We start from the raw sequence: 17,776 nt of genomic DNA on the forward strand, positions 1-17,776 counted from the left end.
ACAATAAAGCGGCAAGCACTGAGAACCCCGACGCTGACATCAGTCAGTGGCCGGGGTTCATCTGGTCAGCTCACGCGGTTGCCGCCTCAGCGATGCAGTTGAGAGGCAAAGTCGGGGCCAAGGGTATCGATGGCATCGGTACAGATCGCATCGACACCCCACTTCAACAACTGTGCAGCCCTGTCGGCATCGTTCACCGTGTACACCAGAATACGTAAGCCGGATTTTTTCAGCTCAGCCACGCGCTTCTCGTTCAACACCTTGTGATTGAAGTGAATCGACACGCACTGCAGTGCATCGGTCATTTCCTGCCAGTTATCGTGCCATTCATGCAATAGCAAACCGCGTGGCAGCTCCGGTGCCGCCTCTTTCGCCGCGGCCAGTGCCACCGTTGAAAACGACGAGAGCAGCGGTGCTGCGGGTTGCATATGCCAGAGATCCCGCGCGGCCAGCGCCACCACCCGTCCGGTTTCGGCTTCCAGCCCGGTGGTGGGTTTGATCTCGATATTGGCCATCATCTGGTGCTCGGCACAGCGCTTCGCCACCTGCGACAGCAACGGCAGGCGCTGACCGGCGAAATCCTTGCCGTACCAACCGCCGACATCCAGCTGCACCAGCTTTTCCCAGGGAAGCTGCCCGGCAATTCCCCAGCCATTGCTGGTCCTGTCCAGCGTGTCATCGTGCAGCAGGAAGATCTCGCCATCCTGCGACAGCTTCACGTCAAATTCGATCATCTTGTGGCCCAGCTTCGCGCCAACATCAATGCTGGCGAGGGTGTTTTCCGGGGCGAGTTTACCGCCGCCGCGATGGGCCACAATCGGGGGGTAAGGCCAGGCTTTGTTCATCATTCGAGCCGTTGTCCAGTAGAGGGTTCAAAGAAGTGTAGCGAGTCTGTCGGCAGATGCAGCCACAATGTGCTGCCAATCGCCGGACGCTCGATATGCGGCAGGCGTACCACCAGCGACTGCCCGCCCCACTTGCCGTGCGCCAGATTATCCGCGCCCAGCATTTCCAGCGTTTCAACCACCAGCGGCAAGCCGTCCTGCGGCGACGCGAGTTTAATATGCTCCGGGCGAATACCCAGCGTCAACGGGCGGCCCGCCCAACGCGCTTTCGCTTGCGGCAAGGGGATCGTAAAGCAATCGGACAACGTCAGCCGGCTGCCATCATCATTTAACTGGCCATCCATCAGGTTCATCGACGGCGCGCCAATAAAGCTGGCGACAAAGCGCGTCGCCGGACGTTCATACACCTCCACCGGCGTACCCAACTGCTCCAGCACCCCTTTGTTCATCACCATTACCCGCTGCGCCAGCGTCATCGCTTCCACCTGATCGTGGGTAACATACAAGCTGGTGGTGTTCAGGCGACGGTGCAGCAGCTGCAGCTCAAGGCGCATCTGCACGCGCAGGCGGGCATCGAGGTTGGATAAGGGTTCATCGAACAGGAATACCGCAGGCTCACGCACAATCGCTCTGCCCATCGCCACGCGCTGCCGCTGGCCGCCAGAGAGCTCACGCGGGCGGCGATGCAGCAAGGCTTCCAGCTCCAGGCTTTTGGCGGCTTCCAGCACTTTCTGCCGCACATGCTCTTTGCCCATGCCGCGAATCTTCAGGCCATAGGCCATGTTCTGCTCAACGCTCATATGCGGATAGAGCGCGTAGTTCTGGAACACCATGGCGATGCCCCGATCTTTCGGTTCAAGATCGGTGACGCGCTGGGTATCGATATAGATATCGCCGCTGGTGACCTCTTCCAGCCCGGCGACCATGCGCAGCAGCGTGGATTTTCCGCAGCCGGAGGGACCCACCATCACCATAAATTCACCGTCGCGGATTTCCACGTCGAGCGGCTGAATGATCTGATTTTTGCCGTCATAGGATTTGGTAACAGCCTGAAGTTTTACGCCTGCCATAACTTATTTCTCGCTCTCAACCAGCCCGCGAACAAAGGCGCGCTGCATCACTAAAACAATCACAATCGGCGGCACCATGGTCAGCAGCATGGCGGTCATCACCAGATTCCATTGGGTCGAGCCGTCACCGTTGCCAATCATGCTGCGGATACCGGCGACGGCGGTGCCAAGGTCCGCTTCGCTGATGATCAGCAGCGGCCACATATACTGGTTCCAGCCGTAGATAAAGGTGATCACAAACAGCGCCGCCAGGTTAGTTTTCGACAGCGGCAGCACGATGTCCCAGAAGAAGCGCATCGGGCTGGCACCATCAATTCGCGCCGCTTCAATCAGCTCGTCCGGCAGGGTCATAAAGAACTGGCGGAACAGGAAGGTGGCGGTGGCGGAAGCCATCAGCGGCAGCGTCAGCCCGCTGTAGCTGTCGAGCATATTCAGGTTGGAAATCACCTCGACGGTCGGGAAGATCCTCACCTCAACCGGCAGCATCAGGGTGATAAAAATCATCCAGAAGAACAGCCCGCGCAGCGGGAAGCGGAACCACACCAGCGCAAAGGCGGAGAGGATCGACACGGTGATTTTCCCCAGCGTAATGCTCAGCGCCATGATCGCGCTGTTCATCAGCATCACGCCAAAGGGCGCGCTGTTCTGCGCCACGCCGTGCTGCCAGATGTTGGCAATGTTATCCAGCAAATGCCGGCCGGGGATCAGCGTCATCGGCACCTGGAACACTTCGCTGTTGCTCAGGGTGGCGGCAACAAAGGCCACATACAGCGGGAACAGCACGGTGAGGATCCCCAGTCCCAACATGATATGGCTGAACATCGTCAGCCCTGGTCGGTTCTCTATCATTGGTAGCGCACCCTTTTCTCGACGTAGCGGAACTGGATCACCGTCAGAATAATCACCAGCACCATCAGCACCACCGACTGGGCGGAAGAGGAAGAGAGGTCGAGTCCGGCAAAACCTTCGCGGTAAATTTTATAAATCAGCGTGGTGGTCGACTGCACCGGGCCACCGCCAGTGGCGGCGTCAATCACCGGGAAGGTGTCGAAGAAGGCATACACCACATTCACCACCACTAAAAAGAAGCCGACCGGGGTGATCAGCGGCAGAGATAACTGGAAAAAGCGCCGGACCGGACCCGCGCCATCAATGGCGGCGGCTTCCGTCAGCGATTTTGGAATGGACTGCAGCGCGGCAAAGAAGAACAGGAAGTTGTAGCTCATCTGCTGCCAGATCGAGGCCAGCACCACCAGAAACATCGCCTGACCGCTGTTTTGCGCATGGTTCCAGTCATAGCCGAGGTAACGCAGGAAATGGGTAATCAGCCCCAGACCCGGACTGAACAGGAACATCCATAACACCGCGGCGACGGCGGGTGCCACGGCGTAAGGCAGTAAAAACAGCGTCTGGTAGAAGCGCTTCAGGCGCAGGACATGGTCGACCAGCGCGGCAAAAAACAGCGAGACCACCAGCCCGATGACGGTGACCAGCCCGCTGAAAATCAGCGTGGTCAGAAAAGAGTCGAGGTAATACTCGTCGCCGATCAGGCGCCTGAAGTTTTCCATGCCGACAAAGGTGCTGGAAAGGCCGAACGGATCGACGCTTTGCACCGAATACCACAGGGCTTCACCGGCGGGCCAGAGGAAGAAGATCACGGTGATCAGCAGCTGAGGCAGCACCAGTAGATAGGGCAGCCAGCGCGAGCGAAAAACGGGACGGGAAGAAGACATAGCGTCGTCCAATATGAGGAGTAAGGGGCCGCGTTCACTACCCTCAACGCGGCCCTGAAAACGGTTTCAGGGGCGCATCCAGCCGGGAATTGGACTGAATGCAGCCCCTGTGGGCGAAGCGTTATTGCTTAGCCGTCTGCTCAAAGCGGCGCAGCAGCAGATTGCCACGGGTCACCGCGTTATCCAGCGCCGCCTGCGGCGTTTTCTTACCGGTCCAGACGCCTTCCAGCTCTTCGTCGACAACGGTACGGATCTGCGGCATGTTGCCCAGACGCATCCCTTTGGTGAACGCTAACGGTGGCTTGTTCAGCATCTGACGCGTGGCGATGTCCGCGCCGGGATTTTTATCGTAAAACCCTTGTTTGCGGGTCAGCTCATAGGCAGCGGTGGTGATCGGCAGGTAGCCGGTTTTCTGGTGCCATTCAGCGGCGATATCCGGCTGTGCCAGGAAGGCCATAAACTCGGCCACGCCTTTGTAGGTGCTGGCGTCTTTGCCTTTCATCACCCACAGGCTCGCGCCGCCGATGATGGCGTTCTGCGGGGCGTCAGGGACGGTGGCGTCGTACGGCATCATGCCGACGCCGTAGTTAAATTTGGCGTAATGACGGATATCCGCCAGCGAGCCTGAAGACGCGGTGGTGATGCCACAATCGCCGTTGTAGAACTTGGCGGTGGATTCATCTTTACGGCCGAAGTAGGTGAAATCGCCTTTCTTGTTCATATCTTCGAGCATCTGGATATGACGAACCTGCGTCGGCTTGTTGAATTCCAGCACGGTATCGGTGCCGTCAAAACCGTTGTTTTGGGTGGCGACCGGCAGTGCATGCCAGGCGCTGAAGTTCTCAATCTGTATCCATCCCTGCCAGCCACTGGCGTAGCCACAGGTCATGCCCGCTTTACGCAGCGCAGCGGCGTCCTTTTCCAGATCCTGCCAGGTTTTCGGCGGCTGATCCGGGTTCAGACCGGCTTTTTTGAAGGCGTCTTTGTTGTAATACAGCACCGGCGTCGAGCTGTTAAACGGCTGAGAAATCAGGTGACCACTGGCGTCGCTGTAGTAGCCCGCCACGGTCGGCACGAACTGCTTCTCATCGAAGGCCACGCCGGCATTTTTGAACACATCGTAGACCGGCACGATCGCTTTAGAAGCCATCATGGTGGCGGTACCCACTTCGTAAACCTGCAAAATAGCCGGCGCTTTACCTGAACGCACGGCGGCAATCCCGGCCGCCAAGCTCTGTTCGTAGTTGCCTTTGTAGGTCGGCACGATTTTGTAATCTGGGTGAGACTCATTAAAGCGTTGTGCCAGAGAATTTACTTCCACACCCAGTTCGCCTTCCATCGAATGCCAGAAAGGGATCTCGGTGGCAGCCAGTGCGTGACCGCTGAAGGTCAGTCCCAGTACCATGCAAAGTGCGGTTTTACGAAATGAGAACGATGTCATATCGGTATCCTGTGCCCGGAGTCAATCGCGCGATATCGCGCATTCTTATTGTTCGGGAAGTAACATGACACGGGAAAATGACGGAAAGATAACGGGTTTATGACGGAAAGGTGACAGGCAGGTGACGCACGAGGCGAGTGAATTACCGCCTTTTTTGCGCTGACGGGCACAAAAAAGGGCGGGGAAAATCCCGCCCTGTCACCCCGACTTCGCCCGCAGGCGGCGGGCCTGGCGGCCTTGAAACCGCCGGGTTTACAACACATTAGCCGCCGAGATAGGCACTGCGCACCGCTTCGTTCGCCAGCAAGGCGTCGCCGGTATCCTCCAGCACCACATGGCCGTTTTCTAACACATAACCGCGATCGGCCAGCTTCAGCGCCTGGTTAGCGTTCTGCTCCACCAGGAAGATGGTCATCCCTTCCTGACGCAGCTGCTCGATGGTGTCGAATATCTGCTGGATAATGATCGGCGCCAGGCCTAACGAGGGCTCATCCAGCAGCAGCAGGCGCGGCTGGCTCATCAACGCCCGGCCAATCGCCAGCATCTGTTGCTCACCGCCGGACATGGTGCCGGCACGCTGAACGCGGCGCTCGTACAGGCGTGGGAACAGCTCATATACGCGCTTGATGCGGGTCTGATACTGCTGACGCTCGGCGAAAAAGCCGCCCATCGCCAGGTTCTCTTCCACCGTCATCCGTGAAAACACGCGGCGCCCTTCCGGCACAATGGCAATGGCTTCACGCATGATGCGCGCGGTTTGCCATTCTGTGATCGCTTTACCGTCGAAGGTAATCGATCCCTGCGTCGCGCGCGGCTCACCACACAAGGTGCCAAGGATAGTGGTTTTACCCGCGCCGTTGGCCCCAATCAGGGTGACAATCTCGCCCTGATTGATATGCAGACTGACGTTATGCAACGCCTGAATTTTGCCGTAATGGGCGCTGACGTTCTCGAGAGAGAGCATCGGATTCATATCAGGCTTCTCCCAGATAGGCGCGGATCACGTCCGGATTGTTGCGGATCTGCTCCGGCGTGCCGTTTGCCAGCGGCGTGCCCTGATTCACTACATAAATGCGGTCAGAAATGCCCATAACCAGTTTCATATCATGTTCAATCAACAGTACCGAGACGTTGTGCTGGCTGCGCAGTTCGGCAATCAGCTCATCAAGCTCGTGGGTTTCTTTCGGGTTCAGCCCGGCGGCTGGCTCATCCAGCATCAGGATTTCCGGCCGGGTGACCATACAACGGGCGATTTCCAGACGACGCTGCTGACCGTAGGCCAGGTTGCCCGCCTGACGGTTAGCCATTTCCAGCAGCCCCACGCGATCCAGCCAGGTGGCGGCACGATCCAGCGCGTCGCTTTCGGCTTTACGGAAGGCCGGCGTTTTCAGCAAACCGGCAAACACGCCGCTTTTCAGATGCTGATGCTGCGCCACCAGCAGGTTCTCAATCACCGTCATTTCGCGGAACAAGCGCACGTGCTGGAAAGTACGGACAATGCCCATCCGGGCAATTTTTTGCCCCGGCTGGCCCGCGATATCCTTGTCGCGCAGCATGATGCTGCCGCCCGTCGGCCGGTAGAAACCGGTCAGACAGTTAAAGACGGTGGTTTTCCCGGCGCCGTTCGGGCCGATTAATGACACGATCTCCTGCGGGCGCAGCTCCAGCTCAACGTTATTAACGGCAAGCAGGCCGCCAAAGCGCATCATCAGGCCTTTTACGGCCAACAAAGGCTGTGTCATGGCTGCTCTCCTTTTTCTACCGTCTTCAACTTCAGATGCGGACGCTTCATCGGCAGCAGACCCTGTGGCCGCCAGATCATCATCAGCACCATCAGACCGCCGAGCACCAGCATGCTGTACTCATTCAAATCACGCATCAGCTCGCGGGAAACCACCAGCAGCACCGCAGCGAGGATCACCGCAAACTGCGATCCCATGCCGCCCAGTACCACAATTGCCAGCACGAACGCCGACTCGGCAAAGGTGAACGATTCCGGGCTGACAAAGCCCTGGCGTGCGGCAAACAGGCTACCGGCAAAGCCGGCAAAGGCCGCACTGATGGTGAAGGCGGTCAGCTTGATGCGCGTTGGGCTCAGGCCCAGCGAGCGGCAGGCAATTTCGTCTTCACGCAGCGCTTCCCAGGCCCGTCCCAGCGGCATCCGCAGCAGGCGGTTAATCACAAACAGCGTGATGATCACCAGCAGCAACGCCACCATATACAGGAAGATAATGCGGTCGCTGGGATCGTACTTCAGGCCGAAGAAGTTATGGAAGGTGTCCCATCCGCCGTCGCGCACGCTGCGGTTAAACTCCAGACCAAACAGCGACGGTTTTGGGATCTGGCTGATGCCGTTCGGGCCACCGGTAATTTCGGTGTTGTTCAGCAGCAGAATACGCACGATTTCGCCGAAGCCGAGCGTCACAATCGCCAGATAGTCACCGCGCAGCCGCAATACCGGGAAGCCGAGCAGCAGGCCAAACATCGCCGCCACCAGACCGGCCAGCGGCAGACACTCCCAGAAGCTCAGGCCGTAGTAGTGATTCAGCAAGGCAAAGGTATAGGCGCCAACGGCATAGAATCCGCCGTAGCCCAGCACCAGCAGACCGGAAAGGCCGACCACCACGTTCAGGCCAAGCCCGAGCATCACGTAGATCAGCGTCAGCGTGGCGATATCCACCGTGCCGCGTGAGACGATAAATGGCCAGGCCACGGCGGCAATGATCATTACCAGCAGCACCAGCTTTTGCTTCGGCGTGGAGCCGTCAATACCCGGCAGAACCATCGCCGGGCCGGAGATTTTTTTCAGGCTTTTTTGCAGCAAAGGACGCAGCAGCTGGAACAGGAACACCACCGCCGCGCCCAGTGCAATCCAGTTCCAGCGGACGCGACCGGCGTTATTCACCACCAGATGCGTGCCGTCGAGGTCGAGGCGCATGCCCATAAAGAAGGCCGCCAGCAGCACCAGCATCAGCGCGGAGGCAACGGCGTTAACCAGGTTGAGATGTTTCATACTTTCTCAACCTCCGGACGGCCGAGAATACCGGTAGGCATTACCAGCAGCACCACAATCAGCAGCGCAAAAGAGACCACGTCTTTGTATTCGGTACTGAGATAAGCAGAGGTCAGCGCTTCAGCGATGCCGAGGATCAGGCCGCCCAGCATCGCGCCGGGAATACTGCCGATGCCGCCAAGGACAGCAGCGGTAAACGCCTTCATCCCCGCCATAAAGCCAATGTACGGGTTAATCACGCCGTAGAACTGGCCGAGCAACACGCCGGCAACCGCCGCCATGGCCGCGCCGATAACAAAGGTCAGCGAGATAACACGGTCGGTGTTAATGCCCAGCAGGCTGGCCATTTTCAGGTCTTCAGCACAGGCGCGACAGGCGCGTCCCATGCGGGAATAGCGGATAAACAGCGTCAGTGCCAGCATCGACAGGAAGGTCACCACCCAGATCACCACCTGCATGGTGGAGATAGTGGCGGAGAAGCCGTTGCTCTCGCCCAGCGTCCACTGCCCGGTGATCAGGCTTGGCAACGCAAGATCGCGGGAGCCTTGCGTCAGGCTGACGTAGTTTTGTAAGAAGATCGACATCCCGATGGCCGAGATCAGCGCGATCAGGCGCTTGGAGGATCGCACCGGCTTATAGGCCACGCGCTCAATGCTCCAGCCGTAGGCGCTGGCAATCACAATCGCGACGATAAAGCCGGCACCGATCAGCATCCAGCTGACATCGATGCCCATCATCATCAGGGCCGCAATCACAATAAAGGAGACGTAGCTGCCGATCATATAGACCTCGCCATGGGCGAAGTTGATCATGCCGATAATGCCGTAGACCATGGTGTAACCAATGGCTATCAGCGCGTAGGTGCTGCCCAACGTTACGCCGTTGAACATTTGCTGCAGGAAATAGAGAAACTGCTCGGACATACCTTGCTACCTTACTTCTTTCCGCACGGGCGGAGAGAATGGAAAAAAACGCCCGGGAACCCTCACCAGACGTTTACTGTTACCGACGACCTGTTCGGTCGTCTTCACCGCTGTCAGCCTTCCCCGGACAGCCCCTGCCGCCGGGAAAGTATGGCTGATTTATTTCACTGCGGTAGAAGAACCGTCCGCGTGCCATTTGAAGATGCCGAATTCAAAGCCTTTCAGATCGCCCTTCTCATCCCAGTTCAGGTCGCCCATCACCGTTGGCACCGCTGCGCCTTCCTTCAGATTTTTAGCGATATCGGCTGGCTCAGCACTTTTGCTGCGCTCCATCCCGGTGGTCAGCGCCTGCAGTGCTGCGTAGGTGGTCCAGACGAATGGGCCGGTTGAATCCAGCTTCTTCGCTTTCAGCGCATCAACAATCGGTTTGTTAGCTGGCACCTGGTCGTAACGCTTCGGCAAGGTCACCAGCATGCCTTCAGACGCAGCACCTGCGATGTTAGACAGCGAGGAGTTGCCCACGCCTTCTGGTCCCATAAACTGGGTCTTCAGGCCGGCAGCACGTGCCTGACGCAGCATCTGGCCCATCTCCGGGTAGTAACCGCCAAAGTAGACGAAGTCGACGTTCTCTTTCTTCAGGCGTGCCACCAGCGTGGAGAAATCTTTGTCGCCCGCGGTGATACCTTCAAACATCACCACGTTGCCGCCTGATTTTTTCAGGCTGGCCTGCACGGAACGCGCCAGGCCTTCACCGTACTGCTGCTTGTCATGGATGACCGCGATGCGCTGAGGCTTGATCTCTTTCAGGATATAGGTGGCGGCAGTTGGGCCCTGGTCGGAATCCAGACCGGTGGTACGCATGAATCATCTTGTAACCACGGGTGGTCAGATCGGCGTTGGTTGCCGCCGGGGTGATCATCAGCACACCTTCATCTTCATAGATGTCGGAAGCAGGCTGAGTAGAAGACGAGCAGAGGTGGCCAATAACATAACGGATACCGTCATTGATCACTTTGTTGGCAACGGCCACCGCCTGTTTTGGATCGCAGGCATCGTCATATTCCACGCCAACCAGTTTGTCACCGTTCACGCCGCCTTTGGCATTGATGTCGGCAATCGCCTGCTTGGCACCGGTGAACTCCATATCACCATACTGCGCTACCGGGCCGGACATCGCGCCAACAATGGCCACTTTAATGTCTTTCGCCATGGCCGCGTGGCTCATCGCCAGTGCCACACAACCTGCCAGGAACGCGCTACCTTTACTGATTTTCATCCGAACTACCCCATCTGTTGTGATTGCTGTTTTATTGCCGCTGGATCCCAGATAAAACGCTGAAGAAAGAGAGAGTTATCGGAATACGCGGCGATTTTTATAAATAAGGCTTTAATTTTCAGGTTATTAAACAGGAATATTCTGCTGTAAATCAACTGACACATTCAGAAATACCCAGGTCCCGCAGGATAAAACGCTGGTGGCAACGGTGGCTTTTTCAGCAGAATGGCAGTCTTTTATGCTGATTAATAGTTCGGCGATAAGCTTTCACGCTGGGTTAGCGCGTCGCACTAAACAGAATACTCCGTTTTCGCCGGGGAAAAGTTAAGCGCCCTTCTTTGGCTAAATTCGCTACAATATGCCTTTCGTACTCGTTCGGTATTCGTCATGAAATTGACCATCATCAGATTGCAAAATTTCACCGATCAGGACCGCCTGGATCTGGCGAAAATCTGGCCAGAGGCTGACCTTGTTGCGCTTGAAGCTTCGCTGGATGAACATCAGCAGCTTTGGGCCGCCAAATTCAACGACCGCCTGCTGGCGGCAGTCAACGCGTCGATCCTCGGCACGCAGGGCGAGCTGCAGGATTTCATGGTGCGAGAGGTGACGCGCCGGCGCGGCGTGGGCAGTTACTTACTGAATGATTTGCTGGCGCAGAATCCGGGGATTGTGCAGTGGTGGATTGCGGACCGTCAGGTTGAGGATCGTGAGGTGATGGCCGCGTTTATGCGACAGGCCGGCTTTATTGCCCAGGTCGGCGGCTGGGGCTTTCTGGCGCAATAACGGGCTGACTGAGAAAAACAAAAAGGGCGACCGAAGTCGCCCTTTTTTTGTTACCGCATGGATTACGCTTCGATAGCGACACGCAGTTTTTTCATCGCGTTCTTTTCCAGCTGACGCACACGCTCTGCTGAAACGCCGTATTGATCGGCGAGTTCCTGCAGCGTGGTTTTGTTGTCATCGTCCAGCCAGCGGGCACGGATGATATTCTGGCTACGCTCATCAAGACCCTGCATCGCATCGCTGAGTTTATCAGCCGCGTGGGATTCCCAGTTGTCTTCCTCAATGCCATCGGCAAAGTCAGACGACTTATCCTGCAGGTAGAGCATAGGCGCCATTGAGCGGCCTTCACCTTCATCATCCGGTGTCGGATCGAAGGTCATGTCCTGGGCCGCCATACGCGACTCCATCTCCAGCACGTCTTTGCTGGTGACACCCAGTTCACGGGCAACCATTTCCACTTCTTCCTGGTTAAACCAGCCTAAACGCTGCTTGGCTTTACGCAGGTTAAAGAACAGCTTGCGCTGTGCTTTAGTGGTGGCGACCTTCACGATACGCCAGTTACGCAGGACGTATTCGTGGATCTCAGCTTTAATCCAGTGCACCGCAAAGGAGACCAGACGCACGCCGACTTCCGGGTTAAAGCGGCGAACCGCTTTCATCAGGCCGATATTACCTTCCTGAATCAGGTCAGCCTGCGGCAGACCGTAGCCCGAATAGTTACGAGCGACATGAACAACAAAGCGCAGGTGAGACAGGATCAGCGTTTTAGCTGCTTCCAGATCGCCCTGGTAATGCAGCCGTTCAGCCAACGCTTTTTCCTCTTCTGCCGTCAGCATAGGCCAGACATTGGCGGCCCGGATGTAAGAATCCAGGTTGCCTAAAGGAGCAATAGCTAAAGTTTGCATTTCTTTGGTCATTCAAACCCTCTCTGTATTTAACAATAATGCCGCGCAATTCCCTGCACAGTCCACAAGAGTACGTGAACGGCAGCCAGAATTAAAAGCAATCTGTGCTACTTCGACGTCAAAGTTATCCACAAGTTCACTATCGTCGGTGAATAAAGTACACACCGTCTGGGCAGGAAGAGTATAGCAGGAGGAAGTGACAAACTGATGACTTCCTCTGAAGCACATTACTCATGCAACAGAGGAAGATTATAACAAAAAACGTGTAAAGGGGTTACTGCGGCGTAAATCGACGTAAATGTTGTACGGTCGCCAGCCAGGCGGCTATCCAGCCAATCATCGCCGATACCAGCAGCAACAGCAGGCTCTCATCCCATGCCAGTCCGGTCAGGTTGAAGGTGGTGCCAAACACCGCCGCCACCTGTGTCACAACGGACTCCAGACGGAACACCAGCACTTCCGACAGGATCAGCGACAGCAGCGCACCGGCGAATCCTAACAGCGCACCACCGTAGAGGAACGGACGCAGGATAAAACCATCCGTTGCACCGATCAGCTTCTGCACGTTGATGGTATCGCGCCGGGCAAAGATGCTCAGCCGCACGCTGTTGCCGATCACCAGGAACACCGCCACAATCATCAGCACGCCGATCATCGCCGCCACCTGCCCCACCAGCCCGGTCAGCGCCGCCAGACGGGCAAACCAACTGTCGTCCATCTTCACTTCATCCACGCCCTGCACTTTTGACACGCGGTCGCGCAGGTTGGTCATGGTGTTGTCATTCTGGAAGTTGAGCTTCGGCGTAATAATTGCCACCGCAGGCAGCGGATTCTGCTCAAGCATATCCATTGCCCCGCCAAAGCCAGACCAGTTACGGAACTCGCCCATCGCTTCTTCGCGCGACAGGTAGTTCACCTTGTCGACGCCATCTTCTTTCTTCAGCTGGCTGACAACACCTTCAGCGGCATCGTCATCCAGCGTTTTGCTGAGATAGACCGTTAGCTGCGGTGCCGGATACCACTGTGCCGCCGCCTGGTTGACGTTTTTCCACACCATATAGCAGACGCTTGGCAGAGTCAGGGAGATGGCGATAACCATCACCGTCAGTAACGTCGCCAGCGGCTGACGCCACATATCAGATAAGGTGCCGCGCAGCGCATAACGCCACTGCTCCTGCCAGCCGCCCTTCAGCGCTTTGCTTTTGGAAGGCTGCTTCTGCTTCGCGGCTTTGGGCGCAGGCGCCCGGGAATTGCGTTTATTAACCACCCTGGCCTCCGTGCAAACGTCCCTGATTCAGGCTCATCAGGCGGTAGTTACGGCGGGCGATCAAGGCCCGGTCGTGGGTTGCCATCAGAACGGTGACGCCAACCCGGTTAAATTCTTCAAACAGACGCAGGATGTCTTCCGACAGCGCGTCGTCGAGGTTACCGGTCGGTTCATCGGCCAGCAGCACCGCAGGTTTGTTCACCACCGCACGGGCGATGCCCACACGCTGCTGCTCACCGCCCGACAACTGAATCGGATAGCTTTTGGCTTTATCCAGCAGGCCGACTTTATCCAGCGCGGCCGACACGCGGCGGCGAATATCTTCGCCGCTGGCACCGGCAATGATCAACGGGATTGCCACGTTGTCATACACAGATCGATCCATCAGCAGATGGTGATCCTGGAAAATCATGCCAATCTGGCGGCGTAAAAACGGCACTTCGCTGCTTTTCAGGCGGCTGATATCGTGGCCGCCAAACCAGATCTGACCGGCGCTTGGCCGCTCGATGCCACAAATAAGCTTCAGCAAGGTACTTTTCCCTGCCCCGGAATGTCCGGTCAGAAACGCCATTTCTCCCGGACGCAGATGGAAATCTACCCCCTGAAGCGCTTGCCGACCGCCGAGATAAGCCTTACTGACTTCTTCAAAGCGAATCATCCTAATTAGTCCTCTCGGGCAAAAAGTGCCTCTATAAAATCGTCAGCTTTAAACGCGCGTAAATCTTCAATGCCTTCACCCACGCCGATATAGCGGATCGGGATGGAGAACTGATCGGCTACGGAGAAGATCACGCCGCCTTTTGCGGTGCCATCCAGCTTGGTCAGGGTAATCCCGGTCAGACCCACCGCTTCGTGGAACAGCTTAGTCTGACTGATGGCATTCTGACCGGTGCTGGCATCGATGGTCAGCATCACTTCGTGCGGCGCTTGATCGTCGAGCTTTTTCATCACGCGGGTGATTTTCTTCAGCTCTTCCATCAGGTGCGATTTGTTCTGCAGGCGACCGGCAGTATCGGCAATCAGCACGTCAACGTTACGCGCCTTAGCGGCCTGAATCGCATCGAAAATCACCGAGGCTGAATCCGACCCGGTCTGCTGGGCGATCACCGGAATATTGTTACGCTGGCCCCACACCTGCAGCTGCTCAACCGCCGCGGCACGGAAGGTATCGCCCGCCGCCAGCATCACAGATTTGCCTTCGGCCTGATACTGGCGCGCCAGTTTACCGATGGTGGTGGTTTTGCCGACGCCATTGACGCCCACCATCAGGATCACAAACGGCGTTTTGCCGGTGACGTCCAGTGGCTCTTCCACTTTAGCCAGGATCTCTGACATTTCCTGCTTCAACAGGCCATAAAGCGCTTCGGCATCACGCAGCTGTTTACGGTTCGCCTGCTGCGTCAGGTTTTTGATAATGCGGCGGGTGGTTTCCACGCCAACGTCGGCAATCAGCAGCTGTTCTTCCAGCTCTTCAAACAGATCGTCATCAATCTTTTTGCCGCGGAACAGGCCGATAAAGCCGGAGCCCAGATTCTGGCGGGTTTTCACCAGGCTGCGCTTCAGGCGGGCAAAGAAACCTTCTTTCGTCGGACGCTGCTGCTCGGCCTGCTCTGACTGCTCCACTTTCGCTAACGCGGCGGCGATGGATTCTTCTTCCTCAATCACCTCCGGCTCTGCGTCAGCCGCTAACGCCAGCGCTTCGAGCTCTTCAGGCAGGATCTCATCGTCCGGTGCGATTTCAGCAATCTCTTCCGGCACGGGCGCGATGATAGCCACTTCTTCGGGCTCAGGATGAACAATCGCTATCTCTTCCGGCAGAAGTTCTTCTTCCGGCTCTGGCTGAACCACCGCCAGCTGTTCCGGTAACACCTCTTCTTCCGGCTCGGGCTGAACGCGCGCGTCGTCTTCCGGCAAAAACGCTTCCAGCGGCGCGGGCGTAATTACCGCCAGCTCTTCCGGCTGAGGTTTCGCTTCAGGCTGCGGCTCAGCGGCAGGTTCACGGTAAGCTTCCGGATGTGCGGCCTGATCGTGGGCCACATTTTCAGTGACGTTGACCGTCGCTTCGGCGCGCTGCTCTGCCTCGGTTTTTGCGGGCGTGGCGGCATCCGTTGACGTCTCGTCAGCGGGCTGCTGTTCCTCTAACGTCTCTTTTATCTCTTCCTGCGGCGCCTGCTCTTCACGCCCTAATCCCAGCCAGGAAAAAAAGCCACGTTTTTTATTTTTTGCCATGGTGCAACCACACTCCTCGCGGGGAAAAATCTGTCAGGTCGTTGAAAATTGACTTAATCCCCTAGTCTAACACTTTCCTGCTAACGCAACACAGCACCCTTTTTACGTTTCCTCAGCCCGGTAAGCCCGTTAAACTGTGCAACAAATTATGAAGAGTTCAGCAGCATGAATAAAAAACCCCGCAGCGGCGGCGCCGGACAAATCCGCATTATTGGCGGTCTGTGGCGCGGCAGAAAATTACCGGTCCCGGACAGCGCCGGGCTTCGACCGACCACCGATCGCGTCCGCGAAACGTTATTTAACTGGCTCGCACCCGATATTCAGGGCGCACGTTGCCTGGATTGCTTCGCGGGCAGCGGTGCATTAGGGCTGGAAGCGCTGTCACGTCACGCCGCATCTGCCACACTGTTAGAGCTGGAGCGCCCGGTTGCGCAGCAGTTAGAAAAGAACCTGACCACGCTCGGTTGCAAAACCGGCCGGGTGATCAACACCAACACACTGCAATTTCTGGCGCAAAACGGTGAGCCTCACGATCTGGTGTTTATTGATCCGCCGTTCCGTAAGGGATTGCTGGAACAGACCCTTGGACAGCTGGAAAGCAACGGCTGGCTGGCGAATAACGCGTTGATTTATGTCGAGAGCGAAGTGGAACATGGCCTGCCGCCGGTGCCGGTAAGCTGGCAACTGCATCGGGAAAAGATCGCCGGACAGGTGGCCTATCGCCTGTACCACCGCCAGATCGCGAAGAAGGAAGCGAACCATGATGATTAATATTGGCAGGCTGCTGATGGTCTGTGTCTGGGCATTTTTACTGCTTAACCTGGTGCATCCGTTCCCCAAGCCGCTGAAGTATTTTATTGATGTGGCGCTGTTCTTTATGGTGGTGATGCACGGACTGCAGTTGGTGCTGATGCGCGCTACGCAGCCGAAAGATGCCCCGAAGCTTAGCTTCCTGATGCAAACCAAGATTTTCTTTTTTGGCGTGTTTGAGCTGCTGGCCTGGCAGAAGAAATACCTGCCGAAGAAGTAACGCAGTGGTAAAACCAGCCGAAAAAGCGCGGAACCCCATGCTTTTTCGGCAAGCCCACTAATTCGCGCTAAACGATATAAACCGCGTCCCCTGCACCTTCAGCTGTCCCTTTTCCCCCTGATCAATCTGCCGGTAATCCTGCTCTTTCAGCACCAGTTTGAAATCCCCGGCACCGTTGAGCGGATGAAACCAGGCTTCATAACGCTTATCCTCAACCGGGATCACTTCACGCTGACGCGAACGGCGGTTCGGCACCGGAACCTCGCGCTTGGCTTTTACCTCAGCGGGAAGTGAGCGCACCGGGGAAGCGTCATTGACCGCCACTTCTCTCCGCTGCTTGATAAACTGACGCGTCGCCAGCACGGCGATGATAGCCAGTACGATGAAAAAAATGACCTTCATATTTTTCTTCTTCCTCCTTATCAGGCAATGCCAATCATTCCCACGGCCAGAAAGGATACAACCAGACGCCTCCCATTGTCACATCGTCGGGCTCTGTCCTAGACTAGATTCAGAATTGTGGAGTTTTGCATCTGAATACAAAGGGACACATTATGATTTGGTCGTTTCTGGCAGTTTTCTTTTCCGGTTGGCTCTACGTGGATGCGTCATACCGTGGGCCTCAATGGCAACGCTGGGTATTTAAGCCCGTCACCTTGCTGCTTCTGCTGGCGCTGGCCTGGCAGGCACCGATCCTCAACACTACCGACTATCTGATCCTGTTTGGCCTGCTGGCCACGCTGATTGGCGATGCGCTGACGCTGTTACCTAACCGGCGCATGCTGTACGCGATTGGCGCATTTTTCCTTTCGCATCTGCTGTATACCCTGTGCTTCGCCAGCCATATGACGCTGACCTTCTTCTGGCCGATCCCGCTGACGGTACTGGTGATAGGCGCGCTGTTGATTGCCACCATCTGGTCCAGACTGGAAGATCTGCGCTGGCCGATCTGCACCTTTATCGGCATGACCCTGTTGATGGTCTGGCTGACCACCGAGCAGTATTTCTTCCGCCCAACCGATTACAGCTTCTCGCTGATGGTGGGGACTTCGCTGCTGCTGCTGGCCAATATCGTCTGGCTTGTCAGCCACTATCGTCGCCGGTTCACCTCTGACCGGGCGATTGTCGCCGCCTGCTACTTTGCCGGTCACTTTATGATCGTGCGTTCGCTGTATCTGTAATCGCCGTAAAAGCCTTGACTCTGGAGTCCACTCCAGAGTGTAAGATGCGTCATCGGCGGGAGCGTTTCCCGCCGTTGCCC

Annotated in this window: 18 protein-coding genes and 1 pseudogene; 4 read left to right on the forward strand and 15 right to left on the reverse strand. The window is 56.8% G+C overall.

Annotated elements, in window-relative coordinates; all coding sequences use genetic code 11:
* Positions 1 to 86 precede the first annotated feature (86 nt).
* The 10 genes and pseudogenes from ugpQ to EBC_RS22920 form a co-directional block, all read right to left on the reverse strand.
* Positions 87 to 845: a glycerophosphodiester phosphodiesterase gene (gene ugpQ, locus EBC_RS22875; RefSeq protein WP_041692447.1), complete on the reverse strand. Its 759-nt coding sequence runs from the start codon at positions 843 to 845 to the stop codon at positions 87 to 89.
* Complete coding sequence (locus EBC_RS22880) at positions 845 to 1,915, reverse strand: sn-glycerol-3-phosphate import ATP-binding protein UgpC (RefSeq protein ID WP_013204239.1); 1,071 nt, start codon at positions 1,913 to 1,915, stop codon at positions 845 to 847. Before EBC_RS22880 ends, ugpQ begins: the two co-directional genes overlap by 1 nt.
* 3 nt (positions 1,916 to 1,918) lie before the next feature.
* On the reverse strand, positions 1,919 to 2,764 hold the full coding sequence (ugpE, locus tag EBC_RS22885; RefSeq protein ID WP_013204240.1) for a sn-glycerol-3-phosphate ABC transporter permease UgpE: 846 nt from the start codon (positions 2,762 to 2,764) through the stop codon (positions 1,919 to 1,921).
* Positions 2,761 to 3,648 carry a sn-glycerol-3-phosphate ABC transporter permease UgpA gene (gene ugpA, locus EBC_RS22890; RefSeq protein WP_013204241.1) on the reverse strand — a complete coding sequence of 296 codons (888 nt, stop codon included), beginning with the start codon at positions 3,646 to 3,648 and terminating at the stop codon, positions 2,761 to 2,763. The genes ugpE and ugpA overlap by 4 nt, the downstream gene beginning before the upstream one ends.
* 121 nt (positions 3,649 to 3,769) lie before the next feature.
* On the reverse strand, positions 3,770 to 5,089 hold the full coding sequence (gene ugpB / locus EBC_RS22895) for a sn-glycerol-3-phosphate ABC transporter substrate-binding protein UgpB (RefSeq protein WP_013204242.1): 1,320 nt from the start codon (positions 5,087 to 5,089) through the stop codon (positions 3,770 to 3,772).
* 262 nt (positions 5,090 to 5,351) lie between these two features.
* Positions 5,352 to 6,062 carry a high-affinity branched-chain amino acid ABC transporter ATP-binding protein LivF gene (gene livF, locus EBC_RS22900; RefSeq protein WP_013204243.1) on the reverse strand — a complete coding sequence of 237 codons (711 nt, stop codon included), beginning with the start codon at positions 6,060 to 6,062 and terminating at the stop codon, positions 5,352 to 5,354.
* Position 6,063: 1 nt separating this feature from the next.
* Complete coding sequence (livG, locus tag EBC_RS22905; RefSeq protein ID WP_013204244.1) at positions 6,064 to 6,831, reverse strand: high-affinity branched-chain amino acid ABC transporter ATP-binding protein LivG; 768 nt, start codon at positions 6,829 to 6,831, stop codon at positions 6,064 to 6,066.
* Complete coding sequence (locus EBC_RS22910) at positions 6,828 to 8,102, reverse strand: high-affinity branched-chain amino acid ABC transporter permease LivM (RefSeq protein WP_013204245.1); 1,275 nt, start codon at positions 8,100 to 8,102, stop codon at positions 6,828 to 6,830. The genes livG and EBC_RS22910 overlap by 4 nt, the downstream gene beginning before the upstream one ends.
* Positions 8,099 to 9,025, reverse strand: coding sequence for a high-affinity branched-chain amino acid ABC transporter permease LivH (livH, locus tag EBC_RS22915; protein ID WP_013204246.1), 927 nt, complete (start codon positions 9,023 to 9,025; stop codon positions 8,099 to 8,101). Before livH ends, EBC_RS22910 begins: the two co-directional genes overlap by 4 nt.
* A gap of 159 nt (positions 9,026 to 9,184) precedes the next feature.
* Positions 9,185 to 10,301: pseudogene (locus EBC_RS22920) on the reverse strand (branched-chain amino acid ABC transporter substrate-binding protein).
* A gap of 387 nt (positions 10,302 to 10,688) precedes the next feature.
* Here EBC_RS22920 and panM point away from each other — a divergent pair.
* Entirely contained in the window at positions 10,689 to 11,084 is a 396-nt protein-coding gene (gene panM / locus EBC_RS22925; protein WP_013204250.1) for an aspartate 1-decarboxylase autocleavage activator PanM, read from the forward strand.
* Positions 11,085 to 11,146: 62 nt separating this feature from the next.
* Here the strand turns inward: panM and rpoH are convergent, their stop codons facing one another.
* From rpoH to ftsY, 4 genes are all read right to left on the reverse strand, one after another.
* Positions 11,147 to 12,001 (reverse strand): RNA polymerase sigma factor RpoH, encoded by an 855-nt coding sequence (gene rpoH, locus EBC_RS22930; RefSeq protein ID WP_013204251.1) that lies wholly within the window; start codon positions 11,999 to 12,001, stop codon positions 11,147 to 11,149.
* 262 nt (positions 12,002 to 12,263) lie between these two features.
* Positions 12,264 to 13,256 (reverse strand): permease-like cell division protein FtsX, encoded by a 993-nt coding sequence (gene ftsX / locus EBC_RS22935; protein ID WP_013204252.1) that lies wholly within the window; start codon positions 13,254 to 13,256, stop codon positions 12,264 to 12,266.
* The gene (gene ftsE, locus EBC_RS22940) at positions 13,249 to 13,914 is read right to left on the reverse strand and encodes a cell division ATP-binding protein FtsE (RefSeq protein WP_013204253.1); all 666 of its coding nucleotides are present in this window, start codon (positions 13,912 to 13,914) and stop codon (positions 13,249 to 13,251) included. The genes ftsX and ftsE overlap by 8 nt, the downstream gene beginning before the upstream one ends.
* Before the next feature lie 5 nt (positions 13,915 to 13,919).
* Positions 13,920 to 15,485, reverse strand: a complete 1,566-nt coding sequence (gene ftsY, locus EBC_RS22945) for a signal recognition particle-docking protein FtsY (RefSeq protein ID WP_013204254.1) — start codon at positions 15,483 to 15,485, stop codon at positions 13,920 to 13,922.
* Positions 15,486 to 15,650: 165 nt separating this feature from the next.
* Here ftsY and rsmD point away from each other — a divergent pair, with 165 nt between their 5' ends.
* Together rsmD and EBC_RS22955 are read left to right on the forward strand one after the other, a co-directional pair.
* Positions 15,651 to 16,256 (forward strand): 16S rRNA (guanine(966)-N(2))-methyltransferase, encoded by a 606-nt coding sequence (rsmD, locus tag EBC_RS22950; RefSeq protein WP_013204255.1) that lies wholly within the window; start codon positions 15,651 to 15,653, stop codon positions 16,254 to 16,256.
* A complete protein-coding gene (locus EBC_RS22955; RefSeq protein WP_041692150.1) occupies positions 16,246 to 16,515 on the forward strand; it encodes a DUF1145 family protein in 270 nt (89 codons plus the stop codon). The genes rsmD and EBC_RS22955 overlap by 11 nt, the downstream gene beginning before the upstream one ends.
* A 57-nt stretch (positions 16,516 to 16,572) precedes the next feature.
* On the opposite strand, the gene EBC_RS22960 is transcribed toward EBC_RS22955, so the two are convergent.
* The gene (locus EBC_RS22960; protein WP_013204257.1) at positions 16,573 to 16,917 is read right to left on the reverse strand and encodes a DUF2500 domain-containing protein; all 345 of its coding nucleotides are present in this window, start codon (positions 16,915 to 16,917) and stop codon (positions 16,573 to 16,575) included.
* Positions 16,918 to 17,069: 152 nt separating this feature from the next.
* Between EBC_RS22960 and EBC_RS22965 the strand changes: the two genes are divergently transcribed.
* Positions 17,070 to 17,696, forward strand: a complete 627-nt coding sequence (locus EBC_RS22965) for a lysoplasmalogenase (protein ID WP_013204258.1) — start codon at positions 17,070 to 17,072, stop codon at positions 17,694 to 17,696.
* The last annotated feature ends 80 nt before the right edge of the window (positions 17,697 to 17,776 follow it).

Source organism: Erwinia billingiae Eb661 (genome assembly GCF_000196615.1).
Lineage (GTDB): Bacteria > Pseudomonadota > Gammaproteobacteria > Enterobacterales > Enterobacteriaceae > Erwinia > Erwinia billingiae.